Origin of the sequence: Arthrobacter sp. JUb115 (genome assembly GCF_004365035.1) — a bacterium.
In the GTDB taxonomy this organism is placed as follows: Bacteria; Actinomycetota; Actinomycetes; order Actinomycetales; family Micrococcaceae; genus Glutamicibacter.
Genome location: NZ_SOBS01000001.1, coordinates 480184 through 505818, shown reverse-complemented (window position 1 = coordinate 505818; position 25635 = coordinate 480184). Strand labels below are relative to the sequence as shown.

The window sequence follows — 25635 nt, the reverse complement described above, 5'->3', positions numbered from 1 at the left end:
TCAGATCGAGATTTACCACGAAGCTTCCGGTTACCAAGCCGGACGCTCCCCTTCCTTTACCCTCCAAAGAGAAAAGGACTTATGTGTCTATAGTAGCGCCTCAGCGCGCCCAATCAAGTACCAGCACCAAAGAAACGCCGCAAAACACCGCGATCCACACCACAAAACCACGCTGGTGCACCCGCCCCTCCGACGGCCGCATCGCCGCAATCCTCGCCCACACCGCCAAAGGACACCGCCCTTTCACCAAGGCAGAAACCCCCCAAACCTTCAGCGCCAAGGGAAAAACACAGTTCAACGCGGCCAAAGAAGCCCTCGCCGCCAAACACGCCCACACCCCCGCCCCGGTACATATCAAGCGGGTCTCCCGCGCCCAGGAAACCTCCCCCCGCGCGATTGCCTGGGCGATCCCCCAGGGAAGCCGCAAAGTCGATCACACCGCCCAAGCCTGGCGTGCCGCCCGTTCCCTGGACGAGCTGCTGTGCCGCCGCGCCGACTGCCAACGCAACATCATGGCCGTGCTCTGGGTACTCCTGCGCTACACCGACCACACCACCATGACCGTCCGCATCACCTGGGACACCATCGCCACCAAAGCCCGCGTCAGCCGCGCCACCGTCGGCAACGCGCTGAAATTCCTACGCACCCACGGCCTACTCGGCATCGTCGCCTCAGGCCGCAGCGCCACCTACGCCGCCAAAGCCGGCCAACCAGCCACCAACGAAGCCCCCGTCTACGTCATCACCCGCCCCATCGGCCTCGGCCTACGCCCCCAAGACACACCAGACACGACCCCCGCGCGGCGTGCCCACACACAAGGCGCCGCTGGTACCTGTGGAAATAACTTAGAACCCCTCCCCGTAGGGGGGTTAACCACTTACGAAGTAAGTTCCTACACGCGCGCGCTCGAGAAAAACACCCAGATTGAGCCGCTGCGCGGCACTGAACATCATGGGCACGGCTACGCCGTGCGAACTCACCACCGCGATCAGCGACAAGTCACCCTGTGGCCAGCCAACCGACGCATCAGCTCGAGAAGTCAGGGGTTATCGGCTACCGCTGAAATCTTGCGTTTGATGCCAGATTTGGCCCGTTTTTCCAAGAAAAACGTGCTGAACATGGTCAAACCATTTTTCGATGCGGGATGGACGATTTCAGATGTTCACCATGCTTTGGATTGGCGTACCAGCCCGGGTTTGCACGGGAAGGAAGCATGGGGTGCACTCCCCCAGCATGATCGTGACACTCAGTCCTACATCGACTATTGCCGCATTCTGCGCGCAGCAATCCTCTACCGCCTCCGCCAGTGGATGACTCCGAACGGTGAAGTCATGACCAGCCGCTCCCAGCGAGCCGCTGCGGAAAGCAACCGAGCCCACGCTGCCGCACGGGCCGCCGCCGACCGGCGGGCAAAACACCAAGCTCGACGCCCGGCACACCAAAGTGCTGCAGCAACCGGGGCAGCCAGAGTACGCGCAGCGCTGTCAGCGGCACGCGCGCTATCGACCTGAAGGTGATCCCTAACATCATTAGCTCATACGAACATTTACTCAAATGTTGATTTATTAGCCTCCTGGCGCTATCTCTTCCTTGGTGGATCGTAGGTTTGCTGCAGCCATGGCGCATATCGAACAGTTATCGCGGGATAAACCGGTAACGCCGAGCATTGAGATGTTGGCGCGTTTTTGCGCAAATACTCATATCATCATTTGGTCACTGCCAAAAAGATCGAATCACACGCTCCCAGGAATCGGCTCGAACTTTCACATTTCCATTCACAGCGCTCATGACGGCTCTGCCGGCCAAGTGGACTCCCCTGCCAAATGCCATCCCCGCCAATAATGAAGTATCCGCTCATTTACTCAAATGACCATTTGCGCGAAATCTTGATGCAATCCAGGGTGACTTCCACCAATGCTTGACACCGCTCCCTGAAGCATCCGAACGCTAAACTCGGCGTTGAAGCCATAGGCATAGAGAGAAAATACTCAAAAGAGCATTTGATTCCTTACCCGCTCACTCATGAAGATTTTTGCACCAGTGAGCGAACGCAGCCCAAGCACCACTCCCCACCGAAATTTCAACCAAACCTACACTTTTACTCATTTTATCATTTGAGCACTTCCTGCAGCGCAACCACGCTCAGCGAAAAAATTGAATGGCCTGGCGGGAATCTGATTTACCCTCCCCAAGCTTTTTATGCGAGGGTTCTCATTTACTCATTTGAAGTAATGAAGCAAAGCACCCCCACATTGCTCCGTGCGCGCATAATCCGCCACAAGATTGATTCAACTAATATTTGCCCCTCAGCCGCCAGTGGCCCAGGGCACCGAATCTGTACGTTTTTGAGTAAAGTATCAAATGAACATTTAAGCAATACTTTCCTCAGGGCACATGGTCCTCTAAAGCGCAATCCCGACCCTTGGAAATGATTGAGTGCCTTGGAGTGAATTCAACCTGTCACCCTCAGCGCAATACATACGCGAAACCTCATTTACTCATTTGATGGACGGTGTATTGACGACCTGCAGCAAGACACCACTTTATCGGTCCTTGTGCTCGCCAATCCATCTAAAGGCCGACTCAACCAATGCTTGAACCCTCAGACCACGGCCAGCCGGAATATCGGATTCGTACGGTTTTGAGTAAATCATCAAATGATCATCCAGACGATTTCTCATGTATTCGATGGGGGAGAAGCGCCTCACGCCATCGCCCTTCACACGTGTGCGTAAATGCACTTTTACTCATTTGTGCTGATACACTTATATGTAAATCCGTATTTACTCACCTCTGTGCAGCGGAAGGAATCTATGAAAACGATTGCCGTATTGAACCAAAAAGGCGGAGCTGGGAAAACCACGATCTCCACCCACCTAGCCACCGCACTGCAGCACACTGGCCGCTCTGTGCTTTTGGTGGATTCAGACCCTCAGGGAAGCGCCCGGGACTGGGCTGCAGTCAGGGAAGAGCACCCCGTGTCCGTCGTGGGCATCGATCGCCCCACCATTGAACGCGACGTCAAAAGCCTGGCCAAGGTCGATTTCGTCGTCATCGATGGGGCCCCGCAGGCTAGTGACCTTGCTGTCTCTGCGATCAAGGCTGCTGATTTTGTCCTTATTCCCGTGCAGCCCTCGCCGTATGACATCTGGGCCACAGAGGATCTGGTTGACCTAGTCAAGCAGCGCATCGAGGTCACCGACGGGAAACTCAAGGCGGCCTTCGTCGTATCCCGCGCGATCACCGGTTCAAACATCAGCAAGGATGTCTCTGCGATCCTCGAGGATTATGGCTTGCCGGTCCTTGAATCCAAGATTTTCCAGCGTGTCGACTACCCAGGGACAGCTGCGCGTGGGTCTACAGTGATTGAAGACTTCCCTCGATCCGAGGGCACCCGAGAAATGCTTGCACTGAGTGCTGAAATTGAGTCGATCATCCTTGAGCAGAAGGTTGTCTAAATGAGCAACAGTAGAACCGGGCTCAGCGCAGGGCGTCCAAGCCAGCGAGCCGAAAACGAGAAGAGCCGGCTGATGGCTAGTTTACGGGACACCGCTCCCGCAGAACCGCTGACACGAGTGAACTTCGAACTACCTAAAAGCCTGCATACGAAGCTGAAAATCCATGTGGCTCGCAGTGAACACAAAAGCATTCGCGAGTTCTTGACTGAATATATTGAGTCACTCCCTGAAGAGTAAACACATCAAAATGTAAATCATCTTTTGAGTGCATGAGTAGATCATCATCTACTCATGCACTCATTTTCCAAGCATTCAGACTGCCCAAAGAGCTTATCTTTGCAGCGTTCCACGGTGCACACGCACCTACGAATTGTTCAAATGCGTATATCGTGCTTTGTATCTCCGAAGTCAGCCGGCAGCTGGACCGTCATGGTGTACTAGCTAGGCCGATAAGCAATTGGACTCAATTACTCAAAGCTGCAAATGTGTATATGAGAAAATTTTCCATAGGTGGATTCAACCTGCTAGGCATCGAGGATTCGGATAGGGGAGTAGTCACCCCGTCCGCGCGCACCACTATTCGTTAGTATTCTCCGTGACTTACGCACATTCGTTGCTCAAATGTTCACTTGCTCATTTGCATGAATACGTCTTTACTCATTTATTCATATGCACGACAGTATTGGCATATTCACGCACGCTAAGGAGGGATTCACCGTGACTCGCAACGCCTCAGAAATTTACGATGACCTCAAAGCCCTGGCCAACGAGCTGGAAGACCTCGCCGCTACCGGACGCATCACCATGAGCACCGACTCGTGGAACAAGGACTATCCCGACACGAAACAAGCCGTCGCCCAAGCCCTGGCAACGCTACAGGTCGCGATCAACGCGACCTGCTGGATGGAAACCCTACCCGAAGCCGAATCAACCGCGACGAAACCAGGGCATCGCGGTTATGCCTCCTGCCCACCTGTGCACAGCAAAAGCCCAATCGCTGCGCTGCTTTTCCTGCACCCACGTGGACAGCAGGAACCAAACGACCTCCCGCACACAAGCCACAAGCTGCGGTACCTGAGTTCTCCTTCGACGGCGGATCGTGGCCCGTGCATGGCCTCTGATAAGCGAATATCACTTGCCAGGCCACGAGGAACACCTATCATGGGCACATCATCTTAAAGGAGTAAGACCACGTGGAGGTATCAGAGTTAACCCTTGGCGCTGCTGGGGTTCGTATGATGCTAACTGTGAGAAAGCTCTAACAATGACAGTTCGTGGCGAAAAAAGATCCTTGGGTCCATCGCAATCGTAACCTGTCGGAATTCATTATCAGAGATCTTCGCTACCGTAACTAGATTGTTTGCTTGGAGGACTTAGGATTATTCTATGGAGACATTTAAGCGTCAAAGGTATGTTGATTACCTAGTGAACGAACGTGGGTATGAAGCTCGCCTAACTCCGTGGGGAATCTATATCGAATATCCCAATTTTGACGATAATGGCACGGCGGTCGTCAAATGGAGGGTTACGGAAAATGAACTTGCCGGTTTGAACGGGATTAGAATGCCGCGAGGCTTTACCGGCGGCGAACAGTATGCGTTCTCGGAGTTGATAGCAGCTCTTCATACTTTCACTGGTTCACGGGGAACCATGTACGGGGCAAGTATGAGAATAGAAGCAGAAGACTGAGAAGGGCTATGGCGCACATGCGCCATAGCCCTTCTTGTTAGAACTTACCAGCGAAGCTTGATTATTTACCGCAAGCTCGGTTCACACTGTCGGGATGAGATGTGATGAGACGGGAATTTGTGGCTGAAACTGATGCCGTGACGCCGACTTTTTTTATGATCCGCCCACGGGAATCTCGAAGTTCATAAACCCCACCGTACCGAATAGTTTTATTGCCGCTTTGGTATTTCTTTAGGCATGACCATTTTAAGGCTTCGTTTGTTGCCCAATCCGCGAAGTCCCTCCAGTTCGCACCTAAGGATTCCGCCTGGTTGTTCCAGTCGTTCATGTGGCCAGCTTTGATATGCCGATAGCCCCAACCGATATTTTTACCTTTGACGACTTTGTTTGTGCCACAACGTAGATAGGCTGTACGTCCCGAGACTCCTTTAACCGTTTGCCTACTGAAAGTTCTGACGAGCTTTTCGTTCTTATCGAAAACGCCACAGGGTGACCAGTATGCTGCGGGTTGCGCGACCCCTAACTTCTGTTCAATGTTGTCAAAGTAGAACCGTTCTCCACTTTCCCCGACAGCATAGGCTGGGACTGCCTGTGTTTCTACGAAATTTTCTGGCTCCATCTGGGCTGCATTAGCTGGCGCGCTCAGCAACGAGCTACCTAGCAGAAGAGCGCCGAGAGCAATTGAAGTGATTTTTTTCAAAAGTTTCACCCATCGATCTGTTAGTTGCCTTAGTCAATCATATTGATCAGCTTATACTGAGCTTCAACATTTAATCCGTATTTGACGAGGTATTGAGCGCAATTAAAAAATTTTGAACAGTCGATGCTTTGAGTAGTGTAGATGATTCAAAAACGATCGTTTACGGGAACAGAAAAGGTGCAGGTGGGGAGCCTCACTTCACCTGCCCCTTTATCACTTCGGGCTATCCCGATACTTGGGACCATAACTTTTTGTCCGGATGACCCGAGGAACCGTTTCTGACACCATCATGTTTCAAATTCATTGACGAAGAAACTCTAAATTTTCCTGCTACCGCTTGTTCTTGCCTAATGAGGGGAGTCCACCTCGCATGTTCGGTCTTTTCGAATTCGGCACAAGATTCTGGGTCGGCAGTGTAAGCGCCACCGTGTGTAGCGATTTTAACTGTTTCCTCAGTACCTTGAAGGATTCCAGATCTTGGCTCGTAAGGTTTCGCTGTTTTTCCAGGGTGTCGAGCAATTTAGTGCAACGTGAAATTGCAGCCAGAGCGCCATCTCGATCCCGGTTATGAAGCCCCTGACGTAAGCGGGCAATTCGGTTGGTTAAATCTAAAGCTTTTTGTCGAGGATCTTTAACTGCACGCGAAGGCTTATACCTAGAGGGCCGTTTGACTGGACCGATTATTTGCAGAAGGACGCGGCGGTCTGTTGCTGAAATGAAGTCACCTACAGCGCCTTGGTTCACCTGGACGGAGTTTTCTCTACAAAGTGCTTGGAGCTGGTATTCGCTGAGCAGCGTCTCTTGGGAGACCGATTTCAGGTAGGCGATTTTCCGTTGATGTGTCGTTTTTTCATTCATGACTTCCGGCCCTCTCTTCTAAATTGCTGGCGTTGATTCGTCGGTAGAGGGTCGCGCGGGACATTCCCATGTCTTTGGCGACTTGTGTTGCGGGTTCGCCGGCCTGGATGAGTTTTGCGGCAGTGCGGATCTGTGATTCGGTGAAGGTGGGTCGCCGGCCGCCGAGGTCGCTGCCGGTGGTGCGGCGTTTGGTGACGGAGTCGTTGATGCGTTCGCGTTTGATCTCTAGTTCCATTTGGGCCAGGGCGGCCATGACGGTGAAGACCATGGCGCCCATGGGTGCTTTGGTGTCCACGTCGCCGCCGCCGAGGTTCAGCACGCGGAGCCCGATATTGCGTTCGCGTAGTTCCTGGGCGAGGTCGAGCATTTTCTGGGTGGAGCGCCCGAGCCGGTCCAAGGTGGTGATTATGAGGGTGTCATCCGGGTGCAGTGCGGTCAGTGCTTTGTCCAGTCCTGGTCGTTTGGCTAGTGCTCCGGACTGACCGTGATCGATATAGAGGTCATCGCGCCGGACCCCGGCGGCGAGGAGGTCTTGGATTTGTCGGTCGGCGTCTTGGGCTTTGGTGGATACGCGGGCGTAGCCGATCAGTTTGGGCATTGGTCCTTCGAAAGTGTCTCGCAACTAATGGTGCAGGCATGATTTTACGTCATTGGTTGCGACACATAGTTGCAAGAATTTTAGACCGTTGAGTTTCCGCGGATTTTTAACCGGGGGAGTGGTGCGTGGTGAGACGTCTTGCAACCTATGGGTTGCAAGACGTCTCGAATTCGCTTCGGAAGGCATGCTGCGATCGAAGTTGCTACATTCTCTGAGCGGCCCAGGACATTGTCGTTGAACGATATAGTGGATCTAAGACATCCTGATAGCCAAGGTACCTCATCCATCGCACGGCAGTGCCGCTCATGGACTGACGGATTGCGGAGGAGAACTCATGAGCTGTATTGCCCGCTCTCGAATTATTCTTACCTTTGCCGCGTTCTTGAATAGGTGGGCAAGATAGCCGTCGAATCTTTCTTCGGCAGCTGCTTTCATTGTGCTAAAGGCTCGTTCTGTTGCCATATCGAGCAAGTCCTTGTCAGTTGGCCCATCGATATTAGGGTCGTCGAGGACTTTCCTGTCCAACTGCGCGAAGACGAGATGGAGAACGAGACGGTTGCCATGCACCGCAAACCCCTTCTCGCGACTATCTGTCCAGGTTCTTGTGCTGCTCGATAGATATCCCTCTACATGACGCAAGACTTGCACACGGCGCCATACAGCGGTGGAGGTTGTCTGTGCGTTGAAGAGAGTTTTGTAGGGAGCCTTTGTGGTGTCCAAATAGAGTTTTGAAACTTCTCGCTTGGCTTGCGTGGCCAAATTGACGTCGGTTGAGGAACAAGCGATAGCAACGACAGCATCGTCAAACGAACAACCGACTAAATCTTCCGGGTCGGGCTCTCCGTTGCGAACGGCGTAGATGAGACCATCTACAGCGAATTCATCGCGCAAACGCGTCTGCTCGGGATCGAGACCGACAAAATCTCGTCCACCGATTCGGTTCTGAGTATTGGTAGCTCTCGTTACTCGATTTCCGAAGTCCTCATCTGCCTCGTCTAGAGCAATGAACCGCACGGTAACACGAAGGGTTTCTAGCGCATCTTTGTGTGTGTCCCTGTTCAGACTTGCTAAAGCGCCTACTGTTTGAGCACCATTTACTACTGAAGCTCCACGGATGACGTAGTTTCCGTGCCGGCGGTCTGAACCACCTGCGACTGACTTGTCGAAGGATCGACAAAGAACGGTGATGCCGTTGTTGAGATACCAGAATTGCTCGGGGGCAGTGAGTGCCGTTTCTTTAATCGACTTATTGACTTCTGAATCTCCAAGAAATACGCGTACATTTCTGGCTAGCAGTTCGGTGCCGTTGGTGTTTAGCCAGTCAGCGACGTCGATGCCTCGGACGTGTCCATAAACGGCCTTGGGGGGTCCTTCTATGGATCCCCAGTCGGACAAAGAAACTGTCAAGTCAATTTCGCCGGCCTGTTGTTCTTCGACAAGCATCCGATGGATGTGTGTCTGCGCCAAATAGGTGAAGTTAAGGGCGTCACTGACAGAGTCGTTCTGATCAGTAACGAATTCCTCCATCGTGTCCTTCACTTGGCCAGCCAAAGCACCTGTACCCATATGAGCAAAAACGATATCTATCTTGATATCGGGTTGCATGAGGACATCTAAGATTTCCTTCTCGCGAGCTCGAATTTTCTCGTTGAATTTATGCCATCTGAGCGACAACAGATCGTTTACGCCATCGCGAAACTTGATCATTTCCGCCAGTTCAGCGCTTCCTTTTCCTGTTTCTGACCATTTTGATTGAACCAAGATGATCTTGTTTTCTTCAGGGACAAGAGCGATTCCGTCGAGGCCATTGTCTCCTGTTCCGTCTGTAATGCACTGAGCCGCTTCTTCGGCAGACAGTTGGGAGCGTTTCATCATCACAAAAGCCGTAAGAGCTCGGGTGAGTTTAAAATTTGTGAGGCTGGATTCTGGATGGGAAGATATGTCGTGGAGATCAAGTAGCGGGAAGAAAACCGATTCGAGTCGGTTCCGGACTTGTTGGATTTGCAGAATTCCCATGTACTGATTCCTTCTTCCACTCAGTTGTATCTTGACCGCCGGTAGAGACTCTGGCGTACCTGAGGGGGGTGTCTCAGCAGGTCAAAATATATCAATACTTGTCCGTCTAAGGATGTATTGGAACTTAGTTTACGAAACGGAGTTTTGCGATGAAATGACTCGAGGAAGTTGTTGATTTCTCAAGAGTCGAAGATTTTTTACTAAGCCGACGGAGGAGCGTGTCAATAATGACCGTTTTTGGCGTCCGTATAAGGCCCCTTCACCGGGCATTTTCTCGGGCGGGGTATATGGGAATCTGAAATCGTTGAAAACTCGGAGTTTCGAAAACTTAACAAGCCAACGGATCGAGTGTCCCGTATGGCGACCGGCTTGCGGGACACCAATCACCGAGGTTGAATTGAGCCTGCCTGGGTGACGATCAAAGATACGCTTGCCACATGGTCTACAACACTCATCAGCGCGAAATTGCAGCCCCCGCTAGCGAAGTAGGGCCGCTCATCGACTCGCTTGCGGGTAAGAACGATCGACTATGGCCCCGAAGCGAGTGGCCAGCAATGCGCCTGAACGGACCGCTTGGTGTGGGCGCAGCGGGAGGACATGGGCCAGTGCGCTATTTCGTGACTGCATACGAGCCCGGCAGACGGATCGAATTTCAGTTCACGAGTCCATCGGGCTTTAACGGGCACCACTCTTTCACTGCCACCAGCCTTACAGACACATTAACGCTGCTCCGGCACGAGCTTTCCATGTCGCCAAGTGGAACGGCAAAACTTACCTGGCCACTATTCTTCCGGCCCATGCATGACGCTCTTATCGAAGAAAGCCTGGATCGCGCAGAAAACGAATTCGGCTCTTCTCCAGGTGCTGCACACCGTCGGTCACTGTGGACGAAGATCCTTCGGGCACCGTTCTCCGCACGGATGACCCGCAAGTAGGAAGCCCGGTAAAGGTTCCGGTTACGAACAGGTGGGTGCTCCTTTACAAACCTTGTACAGCATCCCCGATAAGATCTAAGTGACTGTCTGAAGTTCATATCTAGCACGGAGAATCGAGTTAAGGTGCTTCATCACCAAGTGCAAGCGATTGCGCGAGAAACAATGAAAGTTGCCCAGCAAAGCATTCGCCCAGGACAGAATCTAACCGCCGTGCGGGAACTCTGCGAACAGACCATGCTTTCTCTAGGCGCTGATTCGTTCTGGTATTGGGGCATAGGCGCTTTTGTCTTCTGCGGAACTGACACGATCCAATCTGTACCTGGCAAGAGCTACAAAACCGCAGATCGAGTCATCCAAGCTGAGGACATCATCACCATTGACCTGAGCCCGCAAAGAAACGAGATATGGGGCGATTTTGCTCGCACGATCATCGTGGAAAACGGTGAACCATTGCAGGAGTCCAAGCTTACTAAAAGACAGGAATGGCGCGAAGGAATCCTCGCTGAGGAACAACTACATGCAGCTCTGATCGGCGTAGCTAGACCCGCAATGACTTTCGAAGAACTCCATACTCGAATGAACGCCCATATCCTCGAACTGGGATTTGAAAACATTGATTTTCTGGGAAATCTCGGACATTCCATCGAACGGAAAAGCGCCGACCGCGTATACATCGAACCAGGTAATACACTCAGGCTCGATGAGGTAGAACTCTTCACCTTCGAACCCCATATCCGGCGTCCTAACGGCGACTTTGGGTTCAAACATGAAAACATCTACCAGTTCAACGGTGCAGTGCTAGCCGAAATTTAAACGCTAGCGACAACAAATCGCATAGATGCGTTTATCGATGTCCCGCAGGACGTTCCTCCTGCGGGCGGGCCGGTGCAGTACTGAGGATTATGGGCAGATGTGCTGACGACTTCGGAAACTGACAACACCCGGCGACACGCCGGGGCCTTATCGCGTCAAAAACGCTGTTCGAAACCTAAACCGGGTCACAACACACCATGTACCGTTTTTGCTATGGCACTAATCGGATACGCGAGGGTGAGCACCCGCGAGCAGAACCCACAATCGCAGGAAGCAGAGCTGCGCGCGGCCGGCGCAACAAAGATTTTTGTCGATCACGGTGAATCAAGCCGAATCGCCAGCAGGCCGCATTGGGGAGTATGTCTGGACTATATGAGATCCGGCGATACCCTCGTGATCCGTGCGCTGGATCGGATAGCCGGCACCGAGCGAATGGCTATCGAAATGATCCGAGAGCTGGGGGAGCGCGGAATCAAGCTGCATAGCCTCACTGAACCATTCCTAGACATTGACGCGAGCACGCCGATGGGTGAAGCCATCATAGGAATAATGGCTGTCTTGGCGCAGCTGCGCGTCTCTACGATCCGCGAGAACACCCGCAGGGATTGGAGCACGCGCGAGCCCAGGGGAAAATCGGCGGCCGCCCCACTGTCATGACACCAGACCGCATCGAGACCGCAAAGAGCTTGCGAGCCGAGGGCAAGAGCTACCCGCAGATAGCGAGGACTCTAGATGTCAGCACCTCGACGATTCAACGAGCGCTTGAAGATCTCCTGCGCTAGTTTGTTCCACCAACTACTCGGTATAAATCATCCGTAAGTAGGCTGTTCTACCTACACAAAGCTGAGAAAATGGAAGAATGAATCAACGCTTAGGCTATGCCTTTTCAGGTGCATTACTCTTGGCAACACCATTGTTGGGTGGATGTTCCATAGTGGACCCCCAGCGCGACCTGACTCTGCATGAACTTGTAGACGCTGATAGCGAGGGGTCAGTAGACGTTACGACACAGCCGGAGGACATTACTGAGACTGCGTGCGCGGCACCAGTGAATTGCGTAGAGGCATACAGCACCGCAGAGGCTAACTATTTTCGATTCGAGAGCAAAGACCGCGCTAAAAAATTCGGCGATACGCTGAAGGACGGGTTCACTATGAACTACATCGTAATGGACTTTGCAGGTAAGAAAGCCTCGGTGAAAAACCAGCTTTGGGCTATGCAAGAACTAGCCGGTACATGGCACGACTACGAAGGAGACTTTCCAGATCGCCGCTAGCGGTCTTCTCCAAAGCTCAGGGGTCTGCTGAAGGTTTAGTTGACACTTCGACCGCATAACCCAGCTATGGTTATGCTCAAACGAAGGAACAAAAACCATGCCAAGAATCTTCACCGAAGAATTCAAGAAGGCCGCCGTCTCCGATATACGGTCCCGTAATGCAACTGACGCTGGGAACCACCAACGGGTGGTTCCCAGCGTCAGCTATTTCTGTATCAGTGGCCCAGATGCGAGTCGGCATTCAAGTGGTGCCACGAACGGTTGTGGTAAACCAATGCGTCACCAAGCTCGCCCGGTTGGGAGTCGCGTGCAATGTGTGACTGCAGTCCGCGAGCCACGAGGACCGTTGAGGTCCCTGCCTGGATGCGTTCCACAACTTCACACCGTACCCAAGCGCGCACGTTATCAAAGACGGTATCTCCGGTGCTCAAACGAGTCCATTTCTGGTCCTGAGCAAAACGATCTACCCCGCTGGTAGCACCCAACTTTGCCAATTCAATGTCGTGGACATCCAAGGAATGAACAACGACCGTCTGAGCACGAGAGAGTACGTCAGAGGCAGAAGAGAGAGCCGAAATTGAGAAGACTAGCAATGGCGGATCTACGCTGATGGAGGCAACCGATGTTGCGGTGAGGGCAACTGGGCCCTGGCCAGCATCGGCAGTAATGACACTGACACCACCCGGGTGCCCACGAAAGACTGCTTTGAAGTCTTCGGCGGGCAGGGAGTCGGTTGCGTCAATGGTGACTTTAGACGCTGGCACCGACGAGCTCCTCGCGCAGGATCCCGGCTCCGGCGCTCAAAGCACTGAGCTTTGCCAGCGAGACATCGCGAGGGAATGGAGCCATGCCGCAGTTAGTGCTGGCAATGAGCTTGTCTGCGTCAACAAATTCCAGCGCCTTGCGTAGGGTCTGTGCGACTTCTTGCGGGGTCTCAATGGCAACATTGGCTACGTCGATGGCACCGAGCATGACTTTCTTGCCGCGAACCATCTCAACTACTTCAAGCGGCACGTTGGAATGGTGAGATTCCAAAGAAACGGTGTCGATGGTTGAAGCCTGCAACAGGGGGAAGGACTTCTCATAATGGCGCCACTGAGCGCCCAGAGTGGCTTTCCAATCGTTATTGGCCTTGATTCCGTAACCGAAGCAAATGTGCGCAACGGTTTCTGCCTTCAATCCTTCGCAGGCACGCTCCAGCGCTGCGATGCCCCAGTCAGCAACTTCATCAAAGAAGACATTGAAGGCTGGCTCGTCAAACTGGATAACATCCACGCCAACAGCTTCGAGTTCTTTCACTTCCTGGTTCAGGATGGTCGCGAACTCCCATGCGAGCTTTTCACGGCTCTGGTAGTGAGCGTCATACAAAGTGTCCACCATGGTCATCGGGCCAGGTAACGTCCACTTGATCTGCTTGTCAGTGAATGAACGAAGGGCCTTTGCGTCCTCGACAAAAACTGGCTTTTCACGTTCTACGGCACTAACGACGGTGGGGACGCTGGCGTCGTAGCGGTTGCGGATGCGCACGGTCTCGCGCTTCTCGAAGTCGACACCGCTCAGGTGCTCGATGAAGGTGGTGACGAAGTGCTGGCGGGACTGCTCGCCATCGGAAATGATGTCGATGCCGCGCTGGGCCTGCTCGAGGACCGCTGCGCGCATGGCGTCCTGTTGGCCCTCGCGCAATTGCGCGCCCTCAAGCTTCCAAGGGGACCAAAGCTTTTCAGGTTCGGCAAGCCATGACGGCTTGGGCAGGCTGCCGACAATTGACGTGGGGATAAGCGGGGAAGTCATAGGGGAATCTTTCTGGATCTTAGGCGACGGGTGTCGGGCAGGAAGCGGACCACTGATCGAGCAATTGGCGATTCGGGGTGATGAAATGCTCTTCGGTGAACTTGCCTTGGATCTTGCCCAATTGGGTTCGCTCTTCGCGGTCATAAAAGACACGGGTGGGGGAGAAGTCTTCGGCGTCTAAGCTCGGGTGGTACACGGAAGGAGCAGTCGAATTGGCGTTGTAGATCTCCGGACGGTAGATCTTCTGGAATGTCTCCATCGTGCTGATGAGGCTGATCAACTGAAGGTTCGTGTAATCGTTGAGCAGGTCGCCGCGGAAGTAGAAAGCCAGTGGCGCAACAGCGCCTGGCGGCATGAAGTAACGTACGCTCAAGCCCATTTTTCCGAAGTAAGCGTCGGTCAATGAATTTTCATCCTGCTGGTATTCCAAACCGAGCACTGGATGGCTGTTGCCGGTGCGGAAATAGGTCTTGGAAGTCGAGACGCTGATGCACACCACCGGCAGCTGGGCAAAACGCTGACGGTAGGCCTGTGAGTTCAAAAAATGCTGGAAGAGCTGTCCGTGGAGATCGCCGAAATCTTCTGGAAGTACCGGAACTCCGCTGTCATTGCACGAAGCTGGAAGCACCACGCTGAAGTCGTAATCGCGCACATAAGAAGAAAAATTATTGCCGACCATGCCCTGGGACCGAGTGCCGGTGAGTTTATCCACGATCGTGGTTTCAAGCACTTCTAAAAGGGGAAATTGCTGGCCGGTATTATCGGCAGAAAAATGCACATTTGCGGAAATGATTTCCAATTCAAGAGAATAGCGGTCACCCTGGGGATTGTCCCAGTGAGCCAAGGAATTGAAGCGACGGTTGATCATCGTCAGGGCATTGCGCAAGTTCTCTTCGCGGCGCTCTCCGCGTGCCAAATTAGCGAAGTTCGTGGTGGTGCGCGAATTTGTCGAAGGGGAGTAATTCTCGTCGAATCTGGTGGTGTTAATGCTGAAATTTAATGCGTCTGCCATGATGGCCAATCTGTATTTGGGAGGCCTGGGCAGGCCGAGGGAAAGTCGTTGCGTCAATCATGCAGGGTGATTCTTGATATCGGGTAACTCGATATAACTATGGATTGATATAGACTCTGGCTATGGTTCAGGGAACAAATGGATTGACGCTGCAGCAACTTCGTTATTTCGTGGCGGTCGCCTCCGAGGGGTCCATCTCGGCTGCCGCCGACCTCATTTACGTCGCGCAGCCCAGCATGTCCTCGGCGATGAAGGAACTTGAATCGCGGGTGGGGCGCACCTTGCTGGTGCGCTCGGCCAGGGGAGTGACGCTCACCGCCGAAGGCGCAGAATTCCTCGGCTATGCCCGGCAGGTGCTCGAGCAGGTGGAGCTTCTTGAACATCGATATCTCGGCCGGCCCTCCGCCCGGCGGCTGCTGGGCGTCTCCACCCAGCACTACTCCTTTTCGGTGGATGCCTTCGTGCGGATGGTGCAGGCCAGCGGGGCCGAGGAGTACCAGTTTTCGCTCCGCGAGACGCGCACCGAACAGATCATCGAGGACGTGCGCACGCTGCGCAGCGACATCGGGATCCTGTACCGCAACGACTTCAACCGGAAGGTCATCGACAAGTTGCTGCGCGAATCGCGGCTGGTCTTCCACCCGCTGTTCCTGGCCGATCCGCACATTTTCATCTCGCGCAGCAACCCGCTGGCCACCCGAACCCAGGTCACGCTCGAGGACCTCGAAGACCTGCCCCGGCTGACCTTCGACCAGGGGGCGAACAACTCGTTCTACTTCGCCGAAGAGGTGCTCTCCACGCGCTCCAGCCAACGCGAAATCCAGGTCTCGGACCGCGCCACCATCTTCAACCTCATGATCGGCTTGGGCGGGTACACGATCTCCACCGGCATCATCAGCGATGAGCTGGACCCCTCCATCGTGGCCATCCCGCTGGCCATCGAGGAGCGCATCGAAATCGGCTGGATCGACCACGCCGCCATCCCGCTCACCGACCAGGCCCAGCGCTACCTGCAAGAAGTGCGAACGGTGGTCGCCAGCTTCGGGGTAGAAGTGCTCGGCTGAGCCGCCAGCAGCGTAACCCCCGGTCATCGAGCACCGGCACATCGTCACAAACTTCCAGCAAAACCCCTGCATCACGCCGATTCATCTCAAAAGGTCGCGTCATAAAGTGCTGCCGGCCACCGCGTCATCATGACAACGAGAAGTCATATGAAGCGTGGCGGCCTTGTATGAAGCCGGGCGCCGGATACCGCTTGCGCCGTTTGCGGCAGATAGCCAACCATGGAAGAACAACAAACCATCAAGAGCGACTAAGAGATCTGGCTCGTTGACGTCGCAGCAACCATCGGGAAACCGAAAGGTGCTAATGCCAGGAACGATGGAGCAGTTCCGAACGCGTTTTTGCGTACTGTGCTTCGTGCCGCCGCACGATGCCAATCGGTGCACTCCCTCGCAGAGAATCGAGGAGGAGCTATGAGCCAGGAAACCGACGCGGTGCACGCAGGGTACCGCCCGAGCGGAGACTTCCGCCCGATGCTGCCGCCGCTGCACAATTCCGCGGCCTACCAATTCGCATCGCACGCCGAAGCGGTGGAGAAGTTCGCGCTGCGCCAGGCCGGCTTCACCTACTCGCGCACCGGCAACCCCACCGTTTCGATTCTCGAACAGCGCGTGGCCGCTTTGGAAGGCGGGGCCCACGCGGTGGCCACCGCCACCGGGCAGGCTGCCGTGGCCCTGTCCCTGCTGGCCCTGACCCAGGGTCCCAAGCACATCGTGGCCTCCTCCTCGCTCTATGGCGGCACCGTGGACCTGTTCACCGACACCTTCGCGGACTTCGGCATCCGCATCAGCTTTGTCGACCAGGCCGATCCGTCCGCTTGGGCCGCTGCCATTGAGTCGGACACCCGGGCGTTCTTCCTGGAGTCGGTCTCCAACCCGCTGTGCACCGTGGCCGATCTGCCCGCCATCGCGGCCATCGCCCACGAGCACAACATCCCGGTGGTGGTCGACAACACCCTGGCCACCCCGCTGAATGTGCGCCCGCTGGATTTGGGGGCGGACATCGTGGTGCACTCGGCCACCAAGGGCCTGGCCGGACACGGCTCGGTGCTCGGTGGGGTCGTGGTGGACTCGGGGAAATTCGACTTCTCCGATGCCGCCCGCTGGCCACAGATCGCCGCCCCGCGGGTGCGTCTGAACAACACCTCGCTGCTTGAGCGCCACGGACCGGCCGCCTACGCGATGCTGGTGCGCTCCAAGTTCCTGCACGACCTGGGCCCGACCCTGGCCCCGGCCAGCGCCCAGGGAATCCTGGCCGGAATCGAAACCCTGCCGGTGCGCGCCGCCCACGTGCAGCGCAGCGTCACCAGGCTGATCGACGCGCTTGCCGAGTATCCGGGCATTGCCGCCATCCACCACCCTTCGCTGCCCGAGCACCCCAGCCACGAGCTGGCCCGGGCGCTGGCGCCGAAGGGCACCGGCTGCGTGCTGGCCATCGAGCTGGCCCACCCATCCCTGGTTTCCCCGGTGATCGACGGGCTCAAGCTGATTTCCCTGGCCGCGAATGTGGGGGACACCCGCGCCATGGTCTCCCACCCGGCCACCATGACGCACTGCCGGCTCTCCGCACAACAGCTGGCCGACGCCGGCCTGAACACCTCCACCCTGCGCCTGTCGGTGGGATTGGAAGACCCCGCCGACCTGCTCGCAGATATCACCCAATCGCTGGATCTTGCATTGGCCGCAACCCAGGCCACCGCCGGCACCAAGGAAGTGAGTTTCGCATGAGCGGCTTCAACACCCTGGCCGTGCACGCCGGCCAGCACAAGGATCCGCACACCGGTGCGGTGATCCCGCCGATCTACCAGACCAGCACCTTCATCCAGGACGGCATCAACGTGCTGCGCGCCGGGCACGAGTACTCGCGCGGCTCGAACCCCACCCGCAACGGGTTCGAATCCCAGCTCACCGCGCTGGAAGGCGGCGCCGCCGGCTTCTCCTTCGCTTCGGGCATCGCCGCCGAAGACGCCCTGCTGCGCGCAGTGCTTCAGCCGGGCGACCACATCATCCTGGGCGCCGACGGCTACGGCGGCACCAACCGGCTGATCTCCAAGCTGCACAGCAAATGGGGGATCACCTCTTCCGCGGTGGACATCACCAACCTGGATGCGGTGCGCGCCGCGGTGCGCCCGAACACCGCGCTGCTCTGGGTGGAGACCCCGTCCAACCCGCTGCTGGGCATCGCCGACCTGGCCGGCTGGGCCGCCATTGCCGCCGAGCACGGCGCCCTGCTGGTGGTGGACAACACCTTCGCCACCCCGTACCTGCAGCGGCCGCTGGATTTCGGCGCCCACGCGGTGGTCCATTCCACCACCAAGTACATCGGCGGGCACTCCGACGTGCTCGGTGGCGCGGTCATCGTGGCAGACTACCTGCACCGCGGGCAGAGCCTGGCCGAAGCCGTCGGCTACCAGCAGTTCGCCGGGGGAGCGGTCTCCGGTCCGCAGGATTCCTACCTGGCCGCCCGCGGGCTGAAGACCCTGGGCCTGCGCATGGAACGCCACTGCGCCACCGCAACCACTCTGGCCCGCTGGCTCGATGACCGTCCCGAGGTCGCCCGCGTCTACTATCCCGGGCTGGAAAGCCATCCGGGCCACGAGCTCGCCAAGCGCCAGCAGCGCGGTTTCGGCGGGATCCTCTCACTGCAGCTCTCCGATGAAGCGGCAGCCCGCGCCTTCGCCGAGTCCATGGAATACTTCCAGCTCTCGGTGTCCCTGGGTGGGGTTGAATCCCTGGTCTGCTATCCGCGCGAAATGACCCACGCTTCGCTGATCGGCACACCGCTGGAGATTCCAGCGAACTTGGTCCGCCTCTCGGTGGGCATCGAGGAGCCCGAGGACCTGATTGCCGATCTGGAACGCGGGCTGGCCGCAGCCGCGAAGGCTTCCGAGGCCGACAGCATCCAGCACCGCAGCCTGGCTACCGCCTGACCTGCCGTCGCAGCACGCGGGCCGTCCGCACAGGAAGGCCCGCGTGCAAGACGTCGGCACCGCTTAGCGATTCGCGCCTCCGGGGCACTCCAAGCTTGCAAAACTGGGTTCCGACCTAATGATCTCCGGCATCGCGATCTGCGCCCCTCACGACGATTGCTTTCGGGGAGCCGCCTATGCCGCGAAATCCATTAGTTGGCGATGGCAAGGACGGGGCCGTGGTGCAGTGGGCTCCTCCGAGGAGGTTCAGGACTTGGAACCCGACTTGCCCAATGCGAAGGTCGGTGCCGTCGGCGCGCACGCCGGGGGATCGCCGCATGCGTTCGAGCTGCACACTTTCTCCCCTGAAGCCAAAGTGTTCGAGGATCAGGTATGCGGATCGATGAACGCCTCGGGCGTCCAATGGCTCACCAATACTGCGAAGACACCTGCGAACTATCGAGCCTCCCGGAGAACGCTGATGGGCAGGTCCGGCGAGCACGCAGTCAGATTCCAGGGCAGGATGGTGTGGGCCGGAGGAACGGCCAGTATCCTATACTGAGGCACAACGGCAGTCTGATGACAGTGCGACGTCCATCTGCTCTGAGCAGGCACATCCACGTCAGGAGTTCCCCAGCCGAGACGGCGGAAGATCCTTTGCCCTGGCGCCATGGCTGAAGCGGAAATTCATGCCAAGAACCTCTGTCTGGTACTGGTCTTAGCCGCCGGTCGCAACTAACATTTACCGGCTCCGGCGATAAGCAGGGTCTTTGCATGTCAGAAACGCCGTTTAAAACCAAAATAGGTCGAAGGGTTCAAGGTCCCGTTGTTGCTATGGCAATTATCGGATACGCGCGAGTAAGCCGGCACCAGGGGACCCCAACGCCGCAGGAAGCCAAGATGCGTGCCGCTGGCGCGGAAAAGGTGCTTACCGAGCGCGGGGAATCGAGCCACATCGCCAGCCGGTCGCGATGGGAAGCATGACTGAGATACATGAGGGCCGATAGCAGGCGCGTGATCTGGGCACATCGGATAGCCGGCACCGAACGTACCCTTGAAACGCTCCGCGAGCTGGGAAACGCGGATTAATCCACTCAGTCTCGCCCAACCGCTCCCAGACATCGCGGCGCACACGCCTTTGGGCGATGCCGCAGCAGGGGCACTGACCATGCTGATTCATTTGCGCGTGCTCCACGGTCCGCGAGAACATTCGCAGGATCGCGGAGCACGCGCTGCAGCGGGCCGCCGGCTCGATGACCTATATTCGATCAGTCTCCTAAACACGGTACCTAGCCTCGAAACGCCTATTCCAACACTCGAAGGTCGACGATCAACAGGCAGATAGGTGAATAGTGTGCGGTGGCGGAATGTCTGGGTGTTATTGAGGCCCCTCCCGGGGTTGGGAACCATACAGTGAGTCGTTGACTTGATCGATCATTTCTTGAATCGCGTGGACTTTGCTCTGCCAGTACTTGTTGTTCTCGCGAGCTTGCGGTCCTTCTGCTTCTTCGTTCAACTCAAGAAGCTCGCTGAAATGGTCTCGGTAGGCGCACAGCGCAGCATTGAGAACTTCGATTTGCTCGTCATTGAGGTGGACGTTGAGCAATGATTCACGCATGGTGCTGATCCTTTCGTTGCCAGGGTGCGTCCGGTGCGTTCCGGACGCACCCCCGAATCAACCACTCCTTAAAAGTTTCCCCGGGAGTCATCTCTTGTTCGGTGGCGAGCGTGAATACACCCGGACGGGACCCGCCCGACGCACTGAACGTTGAATTGTTCGTACTTCGTTGGTTCCTTCCGGGCACCGCTGACTGGGCCGCGGAACATCCTCGATCGAGGTGCAAAGGTGCGATCGAGGCGGCTGATGCTGACGGGAAGCTGTGGATAGCTCGAGCTCGTATATGGCCAGAAGCAACTCGTCATCAGCGACCAGCGGATCAAGTTCCGAATCAATGTGGGCAGACATGACACATCATCTCCGCACAGGCCTCCAAGGGGCCTTTCTTGGGTTAACTGGTGATTTCCTTGGGGTTCTTCTTGCCTTGGCCGACCGCGACCTGAATCCGGCGGGGTTTGGCACTCTCGGCGACAGCGATGTCGACACGTAGCACGCCATCCACGTAGGTGGCCTGGATACTTTCAGTGTCCAAATGAACCCCAAGGATAAGTTCCCGGGTGAAATGGCCCCAGAGTCGTTCCGAGCCGGCGATGTGCTGGCGGTCTCCTGGTTTGGCGCGTTCAGCGCGGATGGTCAGGATGTTCTTTTCCACTGCCATGTCGATCTGCTCGGCGTCGACCCCTGGCAGGTCGAACTCAGCGTGAAATCCGGTGTCGTCCTTCCAAGCCTCCATTGGCATTGGGTGGACAGGTTCGGAGCTGAGCTGGGTGTTGAAAGCTCGCTGTACCAAGCGGTCGAAATCGCGAAGTACCTCGGTCTGCATCATCTGAACTCATTCCTTTCTGGTGTGACTCTCTACGATGCTGCAATTCACTTTCCGTTAGATCTATGTCTAACGATGTAGATTTTATAGCATGGGATTCTGAGTTCATGCAAGCCTATTGAAAGTAAAAAATGACAAAAAATTCGCCGCGATCCGTTCCTGTTGCTGGATCGCATTCGATTGCTACCGCTGCCCAGAGTGTGGGAGTGAGTGTGCAAACAGTGCGGTTGTATGAGTTGCGTGGTTTGATCACCCCGTCACGTACCAGCGGTGGCACGCGCAGGTATCAAGCCAAGGATTTAGCTCGGTTGCAGCAAATCTCAGAGTTGATTGATCGAGGCGTGAATTTGGCGGGCATTGGCATCATCTTGGAGCTGGAATCTGAAAATGAGAGGTTGCGTAAGGCACTTGCAAAGCAGTCTCATCGGCAAGGCGCGGATTGAATCATCAAGACCGTTGAGGGTCTATGCTTCTCGGCAGGGTGCCGACGAATTCTTGCCTAGGCGCCGCGGAGCAGGAAAATGCGCGTTCTGCTCGAGCACTTGGCAGTGGCCCTTGCTGTTTGGCGGACTGTTCTCTCCTGAACATTCTCTATGGAGCAAATAGTGGAGAGTGAACCGTCCCGGAAATTACGCCGCCAGTTTACTGGCGGCTTCATCGGGTAACGAGCCACTCATTTCATCATAATAGAGTTCTTCAAATTCAACCGGAGACCGATATCCGAGGGTCGAGTGCAACCGGTCGTTGTTGTACCAGTGCACCCATTCCACGACCACGTCATTCCACGTCCGCCTTGGTAGCCAAGGCCCCAGTGCGGAACGGTGAATCCATAGCAACCGCCTCGTTCTTGAACAACCCCATCACCGTCTCGGCGGCCGCGTTGTCGAACGCATCCCCAATCGTTCCGATCGACGGCACCAGTCCCTCCATCGCCAGCGTCTGAGTGTACCTCTGAGAGGTATATTCACTGCCCGCATCTGAATGGTGAATGGTACCAAACACGGGACTCACATGAGGTTTCCGCTCACTCCGGCGTTGCCATAGAGCTAGTTGGAGAGCTTCCTCCACAAACGCCGTGTCATGCGAGGTCGAAGAAGCCCAGGACAAGATCCGGCGTGAGAACAAATCGATCACGAAGGACACATAGGCGAACCCGCCCCGAATCGGAACATAAGTGAAATCAGTGACCCACACCTTGTTAGGTGCATCCGTAGAGAAGTTCCGATTCAACAGATCATTTGCTCGGATCTTATCTTTAGCGCGGATCGTTGTAGTCGTTCTCCGGCCCCGCATCAGGCCGTTCATCCCAGCTACTCGCATCAGCCGATCCACGGTGTGTTTTGAGATGTCAGGGAAGCCGTTGCGCTACAACCAGACCAGCATTCTCCTCCGCCCATAAAGAACCTCGGGCTTCGGTCTCCCCGTCTGCGGTGTTGAATTGCTTGATTCACCATACGGCCAGGCATTGCGGGTTGTTCCATGCGGTGAAGATCCCTGGCAGCCGGCCGATGGTGCTGTTGCCGCCGGAGTTGGATCCAGAGCAGAAATTGCGGGTCAACACGTATTTCATGACGCCGGCCGAGGCGTTGGAGGCTGAGGCGTTGGCGGAGGAGACCACTGCGCGGTGGCGTGCGGGGTTGCTGGACGTAGAAATCGCCGAGCCTTGAACGACGCGCACAGTGCATAAAGCGAAAGGTCCTGGAAGCAATGCGCTTCCAGGACCTTGAAAACTCTAGGCGTTGGCTTCCAGATGCTTGGCAGCCAGCACGAGGTAGTGGTCAGCATTGGTCTTCAAGCCGGAGACTTCCTCATCGCTCAGCTCGCGGCGGACCTTGGCAGGGACACCGGCAACCAGCGAACGCGGTGGAACCTGCGTGCCTTCCAGCACCAGTGCACCAGCAGCAACCAGCGACTGCTCGCCGATGACGGCACCGTTCATGACGGTGGCGCTCATGCCGATCAGGCAGCCATCACCTACGCTGGCGCCGTGCACCACTGCCGAGTGGCCTACCGAGATGCCAGCACCCAGGGTGCAAGGAAAACCTTCGTCAGCGTGCAGCACGACATTGTCCTGCAAGTTGGTGCCTTCGCCTACGCGAATTGGCGCCGAATCGCCGCGCACGGAAACACCGTAGAAGGCGCTGGCACGGTCAGCCAGCTCGACATCGCCGCTCAAGGTGGCGGTAGGGGCTACGAAAACGTCCTGGCCGACCTTCGGGGTCGCGCCGTCAATGGTAATGATGTGCGTCATTTCACCTACTGTAATGGCCAAGCATTGCTACGGCGAGTTCGCTACCGAAGATCTCAAGTCCGCGAGTGGGCCGCAGCCACTAGCGCACGCTGCCAGTCCCGGTCCTCTTCTTCGGCGCGCAACGACAGTCCCAGTTCCCGCGCGGCGTCGAGGAGGAGCAACTGGCTGGCCGGTACCGATGCGGCGAAATCCACTTGTACGAAAGGGCCCTCAGCGCTGGTGAGCACCTGCGTTCGATGCGCGTCGTGGGCATCATCCAGCGCGCTATCCTGCTGCGCGCGCCAGAACCAGCGCGCGGTATCAAATGCCTTCGCGAATTCATCCCACGAACCATAGGTTTGCTGGGCATATGACGCTGCCTGCAAGGCGACGTCCTGGGCTACGTGTTGATCCAGGAAGCCGCAGGTGGCCGCGGAGCGGGCGACCATGACGGCGCGTGAAAGATCCCAGGCCAGGAAATCCAGTTCCTGCACGCCGCGCTCATTGCGCTGCAACCGGCGAAGCGACAGCAATTCTTCGCGTGCTTCCTCGGATGTCCGCGCCCGGCTGCCAAGGATCTTGCGGTGCTGGGCCAAGGCGGCTCCGCCGGCATTGACCAGCTCCCGGGACTGCTGCCAGCCGGAGCGATGCCCCTGGGACAGCAAGGACCAGAGCTCCTGCACGGCATCCTCGGTGTCGAAGATTCCCCACGCTTCGGCCAGGGTAATCCGTTCTTCTTCCGCATCAGGAAAGAGGAACTCATCGAGGTCCGCACCTCGGCACAGCGCATAGCCGCTGCTCATGGCCAGGGGAAAAGCCAGCGGATTTCCAGCCAGTGACTGCTGGTAGCGCGGCCGATGGTGCTCCGGCAGCTGCAGCGCCTGGGCCTTCAATGCCTTGCGGCGCTTGCCAGATGCCCTGAGCAAAGGCCAGCACGCCGAGGCGGCAACCAGCAGGGCGATAACGGCTATTGCTGCATAATCCATGCCTACGAGAAGACGATGGTGCGCTGGCCGTCGAGCATCACGCGATGCTCGGCGTGCCACTGCACGGCGCGGGTCAGCGTCCGGCCTTCCACGCTGCGGCCCAGCTCAACGAGCTGCTCGGCGGTGCGAGTGTGCGAGACGTGGGTGACTTCCTGGTCGATGATCGGACCCTCGTCCAGGTCCGCGGTGACGTAGTGCGCGGTGGCACCGATCAGCTTCACGCCGCGTGCATAGGCCTGGTGGTACGGCTTGGCGCCCTTGAAGGAGGGCAGGAAGGAGTGGTGGATGTTGATGACCCGGCCTTCCATGCGCTCGCACAGCGAATCCGAAAGGATCTGCATGTAGCGGGCAAGCACCACCAGTTCGATGCCGTAGTCCTCGGCGAGCTTGAGCAGCTCAGCCTCGGCCTGGGACTTGTTCTCCTTGGTCACCGGCAGGTGCACGAAGTCCACCCCGTAGAAATCGGCCATCGGCTTCAAATCCAGATGGTTGGAGACGATCACCGGGACATCGATGGCCAGGGTGCCGGCACGCTGGGCGAACAACAGGTCATTGAGCGCATGCCCGGCCTTGGAACACATGATCATGGTGCGGGTGCGCTTGGCGCCATCGTCCACACGGAGGGACATGTGGAAATCGTCGCGGATGGGCGCGAGCCCGGCACGGATCTGCTCCAGGGACTGCTCGGTGGCTACCTCGATGCGCATGAAGAAGGTGCCGGTTTCAGGCGAGAGGAACTGCTGGGACTCGGTGATATTGCAACCGGCACCCAGCAGACCTCCGGAAATGGCGTGGACGATGCCGGGGCGGTCGATGCAAGACAGGGTGACGATGTACTGGTTCATGGGTTCTAAGGTAGCGT

At 56.6% G+C, this 25635-nt stretch carries 27 protein-coding genes and 1 riboswitch; of the genes, 12 read left to right on the top strand and 15 right to left on the bottom strand.

The annotated features are described in order from the left end of the window. The first annotated feature begins 83 nt into the window (after positions 1-83). From EDF61_RS02355 to EDF61_RS02335, 4 genes are all read left to right on the top strand, one after another. A complete protein-coding gene (locus EDF61_RS02355; protein WP_133833128.1) occupies positions 84-1511 on the top strand; it encodes a hypothetical protein in 1428 nt (475 codons plus the stop codon). Positions 1512-2813: 1302 nt separating this feature from the next. Continuing rightward, complete coding sequence (gene parA, locus EDF61_RS02350; protein ID WP_133833127.1) at positions 2814-3458, top strand: ParA family partition ATPase; 645 nt, start codon at positions 2814-2816, stop codon at positions 3456-3458. A 717-nt stretch (positions 3459-4175) separates the two neighbouring features. Then, on the top strand, positions 4176-4637 hold the full coding sequence (locus EDF61_RS19000) for a hypothetical protein (RefSeq protein ID WP_286172061.1): 462 nt from the start codon (positions 4176-4178) through the stop codon (positions 4635-4637). Positions 4638-4844: 207 nt separating this feature from the next. Beyond that, positions 4845-5147, top strand: coding sequence for a hypothetical protein (locus EDF61_RS02335; protein WP_013350251.1), 303 nt, complete (start codon positions 4845-4847; stop codon positions 5145-5147). Positions 5148-5208: 61 nt separating this feature from the next. On the opposite strand, the gene EDF61_RS02330 is transcribed toward EDF61_RS02335, so the two are convergent. The 4 genes from EDF61_RS02330 to EDF61_RS02315 all read right to left on the bottom strand — a co-directional run bounded on the left by EDF61_RS02330 (position 5209) and on the right by EDF61_RS02315 (position 9319). Next, the gene (locus EDF61_RS02330) at positions 5209-5856 is read right to left on the bottom strand and encodes a hypothetical protein (RefSeq protein ID WP_096257432.1); all 648 of its coding nucleotides are present in this window, start codon (positions 5854-5856) and stop codon (positions 5209-5211) included. A gap of 321 nt (positions 5857-6177) precedes the next feature. Next, positions 6178-6705, bottom strand: coding sequence for a hypothetical protein (locus EDF61_RS02325; protein WP_133833125.1), 528 nt, complete (start codon positions 6703-6705; stop codon positions 6178-6180). Beyond that, positions 6698-7303, bottom strand: coding sequence for a recombinase family protein (locus EDF61_RS02320; protein ID WP_133833124.1), 606 nt, complete (start codon positions 7301-7303; stop codon positions 6698-6700). The genes EDF61_RS02325 and EDF61_RS02320 overlap by 8 nt, the downstream gene beginning before the upstream one ends. Positions 7304-7606: 303 nt before the next feature. Continuing rightward, positions 7607-9319, bottom strand: coding sequence for an AIPR family protein (locus EDF61_RS02315; RefSeq protein ID WP_133833123.1), 1713 nt, complete (start codon positions 9317-9319; stop codon positions 7607-7609). Positions 9320-10392: 1073 nt separating this feature from the next. On the opposite strand from EDF61_RS02315, the gene EDF61_RS02305 reads away from it, so the two are divergent. From EDF61_RS02305 to EDF61_RS02295, 4 genes are all read left to right on the top strand, one after another. Beyond that, positions 10393-11067, top strand: a complete 675-nt coding sequence (locus EDF61_RS02305) for a M24 family metallopeptidase (RefSeq protein WP_286172060.1) — start codon at positions 10393-10395, stop codon at positions 11065-11067. 237 nt (positions 11068-11304) lie between these two features. Next, complete coding sequence (locus EDF61_RS02300) at positions 11305-11724, top strand: recombinase family protein (protein WP_286172059.1); 420 nt, start codon at positions 11305-11307, stop codon at positions 11722-11724. Next, positions 11721-11849 carry a helix-turn-helix domain-containing protein gene (locus tag EDF61_RS18995; protein ID WP_286172058.1) on the top strand — a complete coding sequence of 43 codons (129 nt, stop codon included), beginning with the start codon at positions 11721-11723 and terminating at the stop codon, positions 11847-11849. Before EDF61_RS02300 ends, EDF61_RS18995 begins: the two co-directional genes overlap by 4 nt. A 77-nt stretch (positions 11850-11926) precedes the next feature. Beyond that, positions 11927-12343 carry a hypothetical protein gene (locus tag EDF61_RS02295; RefSeq protein WP_133833121.1) on the top strand — a complete coding sequence of 139 codons (417 nt, stop codon included), beginning with the start codon at positions 11927-11929 and terminating at the stop codon, positions 12341-12343. 215 nt (positions 12344-12558) lie between these two features. Here the strand turns inward: EDF61_RS02295 and EDF61_RS02290 are convergent, their stop codons facing one another. From EDF61_RS02290 to EDF61_RS02280, 3 genes are read right to left on the bottom strand one after another with little or no spacing between them, the layout of a single operon-like run. Beyond that, on the bottom strand, positions 12559-13107 hold the full coding sequence (locus EDF61_RS02290) for a flavin reductase family protein (protein ID WP_133833120.1): 549 nt from the start codon (positions 13105-13107) through the stop codon (positions 12559-12561). Continuing rightward, entirely contained in the window at positions 13094-14134 is a 1041-nt protein-coding gene (locus EDF61_RS02285) for a methionine synthase (RefSeq protein WP_133833119.1), read from the bottom strand. The genes EDF61_RS02290 and EDF61_RS02285 overlap by 14 nt, the downstream gene beginning before the upstream one ends. Positions 14135-14153: 19 nt before the next feature. Beyond that, entirely contained in the window at positions 14154-15146 is a 993-nt protein-coding gene (locus EDF61_RS02280; protein WP_133833118.1) for a DUF1852 domain-containing protein, read from the bottom strand. 122 nt (positions 15147-15268) lie between these two features. On the opposite strand from EDF61_RS02280, the gene EDF61_RS02275 reads away from it, so the two are divergent. From EDF61_RS02275 to EDF61_RS02265, 3 genes are all read left to right on the top strand, one after another. Continuing rightward, positions 15269-16210, top strand: coding sequence for a LysR family transcriptional regulator (locus tag EDF61_RS02275; RefSeq protein ID WP_133833117.1), 942 nt, complete (start codon positions 15269-15271; stop codon positions 16208-16210). A 232-nt stretch (positions 16211-16442) separates the two neighbouring features. Beyond that, a riboswitch (SAM riboswitch) is annotated at positions 16443-16533 on the top strand. 88 nt (positions 16534-16621) lie between these two features. Further along, the gene (locus EDF61_RS02270; protein ID WP_133833116.1) at positions 16622-17935 is read left to right on the top strand and encodes an O-acetylhomoserine aminocarboxypropyltransferase/cysteine synthase family protein; all 1314 of its coding nucleotides are present in this window, start codon (positions 16622-16624) and stop codon (positions 17933-17935) included. Next, on the top strand, positions 17932-19137 hold the full coding sequence (locus tag EDF61_RS02265) for a cystathionine gamma-synthase (protein ID WP_133833115.1): 1206 nt from the start codon (positions 17932-17934) through the stop codon (positions 19135-19137). Before EDF61_RS02270 ends, EDF61_RS02265 begins: the two co-directional genes overlap by 4 nt. Positions 19138-20494: 1357 nt before the next feature. On the opposite strand, the gene EDF61_RS02255 is transcribed toward EDF61_RS02265, so the two are convergent. Beyond that, positions 20495-20734 carry a hypothetical protein gene (locus EDF61_RS02255; RefSeq protein WP_022874873.1) on the bottom strand — a complete coding sequence of 80 codons (240 nt, stop codon included), beginning with the start codon at positions 20732-20734 and terminating at the stop codon, positions 20495-20497. 391 nt (positions 20735-21125) lie between these two features. After that, positions 21126-21560, bottom strand: a complete 435-nt coding sequence (locus tag EDF61_RS02250; RefSeq protein WP_133833113.1) for an Hsp20/alpha crystallin family protein — start codon at positions 21558-21560, stop codon at positions 21126-21128. 128 nt (positions 21561-21688) lie between these two features. On the opposite strand from EDF61_RS02250, the gene EDF61_RS02245 reads away from it, so the two are divergent. After that, complete coding sequence (locus EDF61_RS02245; protein WP_022874875.1) at positions 21689-22000, top strand: MerR family transcriptional regulator; 312 nt, start codon at positions 21689-21691, stop codon at positions 21998-22000. Positions 22001-22186: 186 nt separating this feature from the next. Here the strand turns inward: EDF61_RS02245 and EDF61_RS19140 are convergent, their stop codons facing one another. The 6 genes from EDF61_RS19140 to purU form a co-directional block, all read right to left on the bottom strand. Continuing rightward, positions 22187-22327 carry an IS3 family transposase gene (locus EDF61_RS19140; RefSeq protein WP_166650668.1) on the bottom strand — a complete coding sequence of 47 codons (141 nt, stop codon included), beginning with the start codon at positions 22325-22327 and terminating at the stop codon, positions 22187-22189. A gap of 7 nt (positions 22328-22334) precedes the next feature. Further along, entirely contained in the window at positions 22335-22904 is a 570-nt protein-coding gene (locus tag EDF61_RS02235) for an IS3 family transposase (RefSeq protein ID WP_286172076.1), read from the bottom strand. A gap of 100 nt (positions 22905-23004) precedes the next feature. After that, positions 23005-23235: a hypothetical protein gene (locus EDF61_RS18700; protein WP_166650667.1), complete on the bottom strand. Its 231-nt coding sequence runs from the start codon at positions 23233-23235 to the stop codon at positions 23005-23007. A gap of 54 nt (positions 23236-23289) precedes the next feature. Continuing rightward, positions 23290-23808, bottom strand: coding sequence for a gamma carbonic anhydrase family protein (locus tag EDF61_RS02225; RefSeq protein ID WP_038989942.1), 519 nt, complete (start codon positions 23806-23808; stop codon positions 23290-23292). 53 nt (positions 23809-23861) lie between these two features. Beyond that, positions 23862-24773 (bottom strand): DUF1266 domain-containing protein, encoded by a 912-nt coding sequence (locus EDF61_RS02220; RefSeq protein ID WP_133833110.1) that lies wholly within the window; start codon positions 24771-24773, stop codon positions 23862-23864. 2 nt (positions 24774-24775) lie between these two features. After that, positions 24776-25618 carry a formyltetrahydrofolate deformylase gene (purU, locus tag EDF61_RS02215; protein WP_102598293.1) on the bottom strand — a complete coding sequence of 281 codons (843 nt, stop codon included), beginning with the start codon at positions 25616-25618 and terminating at the stop codon, positions 24776-24778. Positions 25619-25635 lie beyond the last annotated feature (17 nt).

Coding starts and splice junctions, on each gene's coding strand:
- EDF61_RS02295 (WP_133833121.1), top strand. CDS start 11,927: ATGAATCAACGCTTAGGCTATGCCTTTTCAGGTGCATTACTCTTGGCA.
- EDF61_RS02335 (WP_013350251.1), top strand. CDS start 4,845: ATGGAGACATTTAAGCGTCAAAGGTATGTTGATTACCTAGTGAACGAA.
- EDF61_RS02285 (WP_133833119.1), bottom strand. CDS start 14,134: ATGACTTCCCCGCTTATCCCCACGTCAATTGTCGGCAGCCTGCCCAAG.
- purU (WP_102598293.1), bottom strand. CDS start 25,618: ATGAACCAGTACATCGTCACCCTGTCTTGCATCGACCGCCCCGGCATC.
- EDF61_RS02270 (WP_133833116.1), top strand. CDS start 16,622: ATGAGCCAGGAAACCGACGCGGTGCACGCAGGGTACCGCCCGAGCGGA.
- EDF61_RS18995 (WP_286172058.1), top strand. CDS start 11,721: ATGACACCAGACCGCATCGAGACCGCAAAGAGCTTGCGAGCCGAGGGC.
- EDF61_RS02245 (WP_022874875.1), top strand. CDS start 21,689: ATGACAAAAAATTCGCCGCGATCCGTTCCTGTTGCTGGATCGCATTCG.
- EDF61_RS02315 (WP_133833123.1), bottom strand. CDS start 9,319: ATGGGAATTCTGCAAATCCAACAAGTCCGGAACCGACTCGAATCGGTT.
- parA (WP_133833127.1), top strand. CDS start 2,814: ATGAAAACGATTGCCGTATTGAACCAAAAAGGCGGAGCTGGGAAAACC.
- EDF61_RS02325 (WP_133833125.1), bottom strand. CDS start 6,705: ATGAATGAAAAAACGACACATCAACGGAAAATCGCCTACCTGAAATCG.
- EDF61_RS02250 (WP_133833113.1), bottom strand. CDS start 21,560: ATGATGCAGACCGAGGTACTTCGCGATTTCGACCGCTTGGTACAGCGA.
- EDF61_RS02265 (WP_133833115.1), top strand. CDS start 17,932: ATGAGCGGCTTCAACACCCTGGCCGTGCACGCCGGCCAGCACAAGGAT.
- EDF61_RS02220 (WP_133833110.1), bottom strand. CDS start 24,773: ATGGATTATGCAGCAATAGCCGTTATCGCCCTGCTGGTTGCCGCCTCG.
- EDF61_RS02275 (WP_133833117.1), top strand. CDS start 15,269: ATGGTTCAGGGAACAAATGGATTGACGCTGCAGCAACTTCGTTATTTC.
- EDF61_RS02255 (WP_022874873.1), bottom strand. CDS start 20,734: ATGCGTGAATCATTGCTCAACGTCCACCTCAATGACGAGCAAATCGAA.
- EDF61_RS02225 (WP_038989942.1), bottom strand. CDS start 23,808: ATGACGCACATCATTACCATTGACGGCGCGACCCCGAAGGTCGGCCAG.
- EDF61_RS02320 (WP_133833124.1), bottom strand. CDS start 7,303: ATGCCCAAACTGATCGGCTACGCCCGCGTATCCACCAAAGCCCAAGAC.
- EDF61_RS02280 (WP_133833118.1), bottom strand. CDS start 15,146: ATGGCAGACGCATTAAATTTCAGCATTAACACCACCAGATTCGACGAG.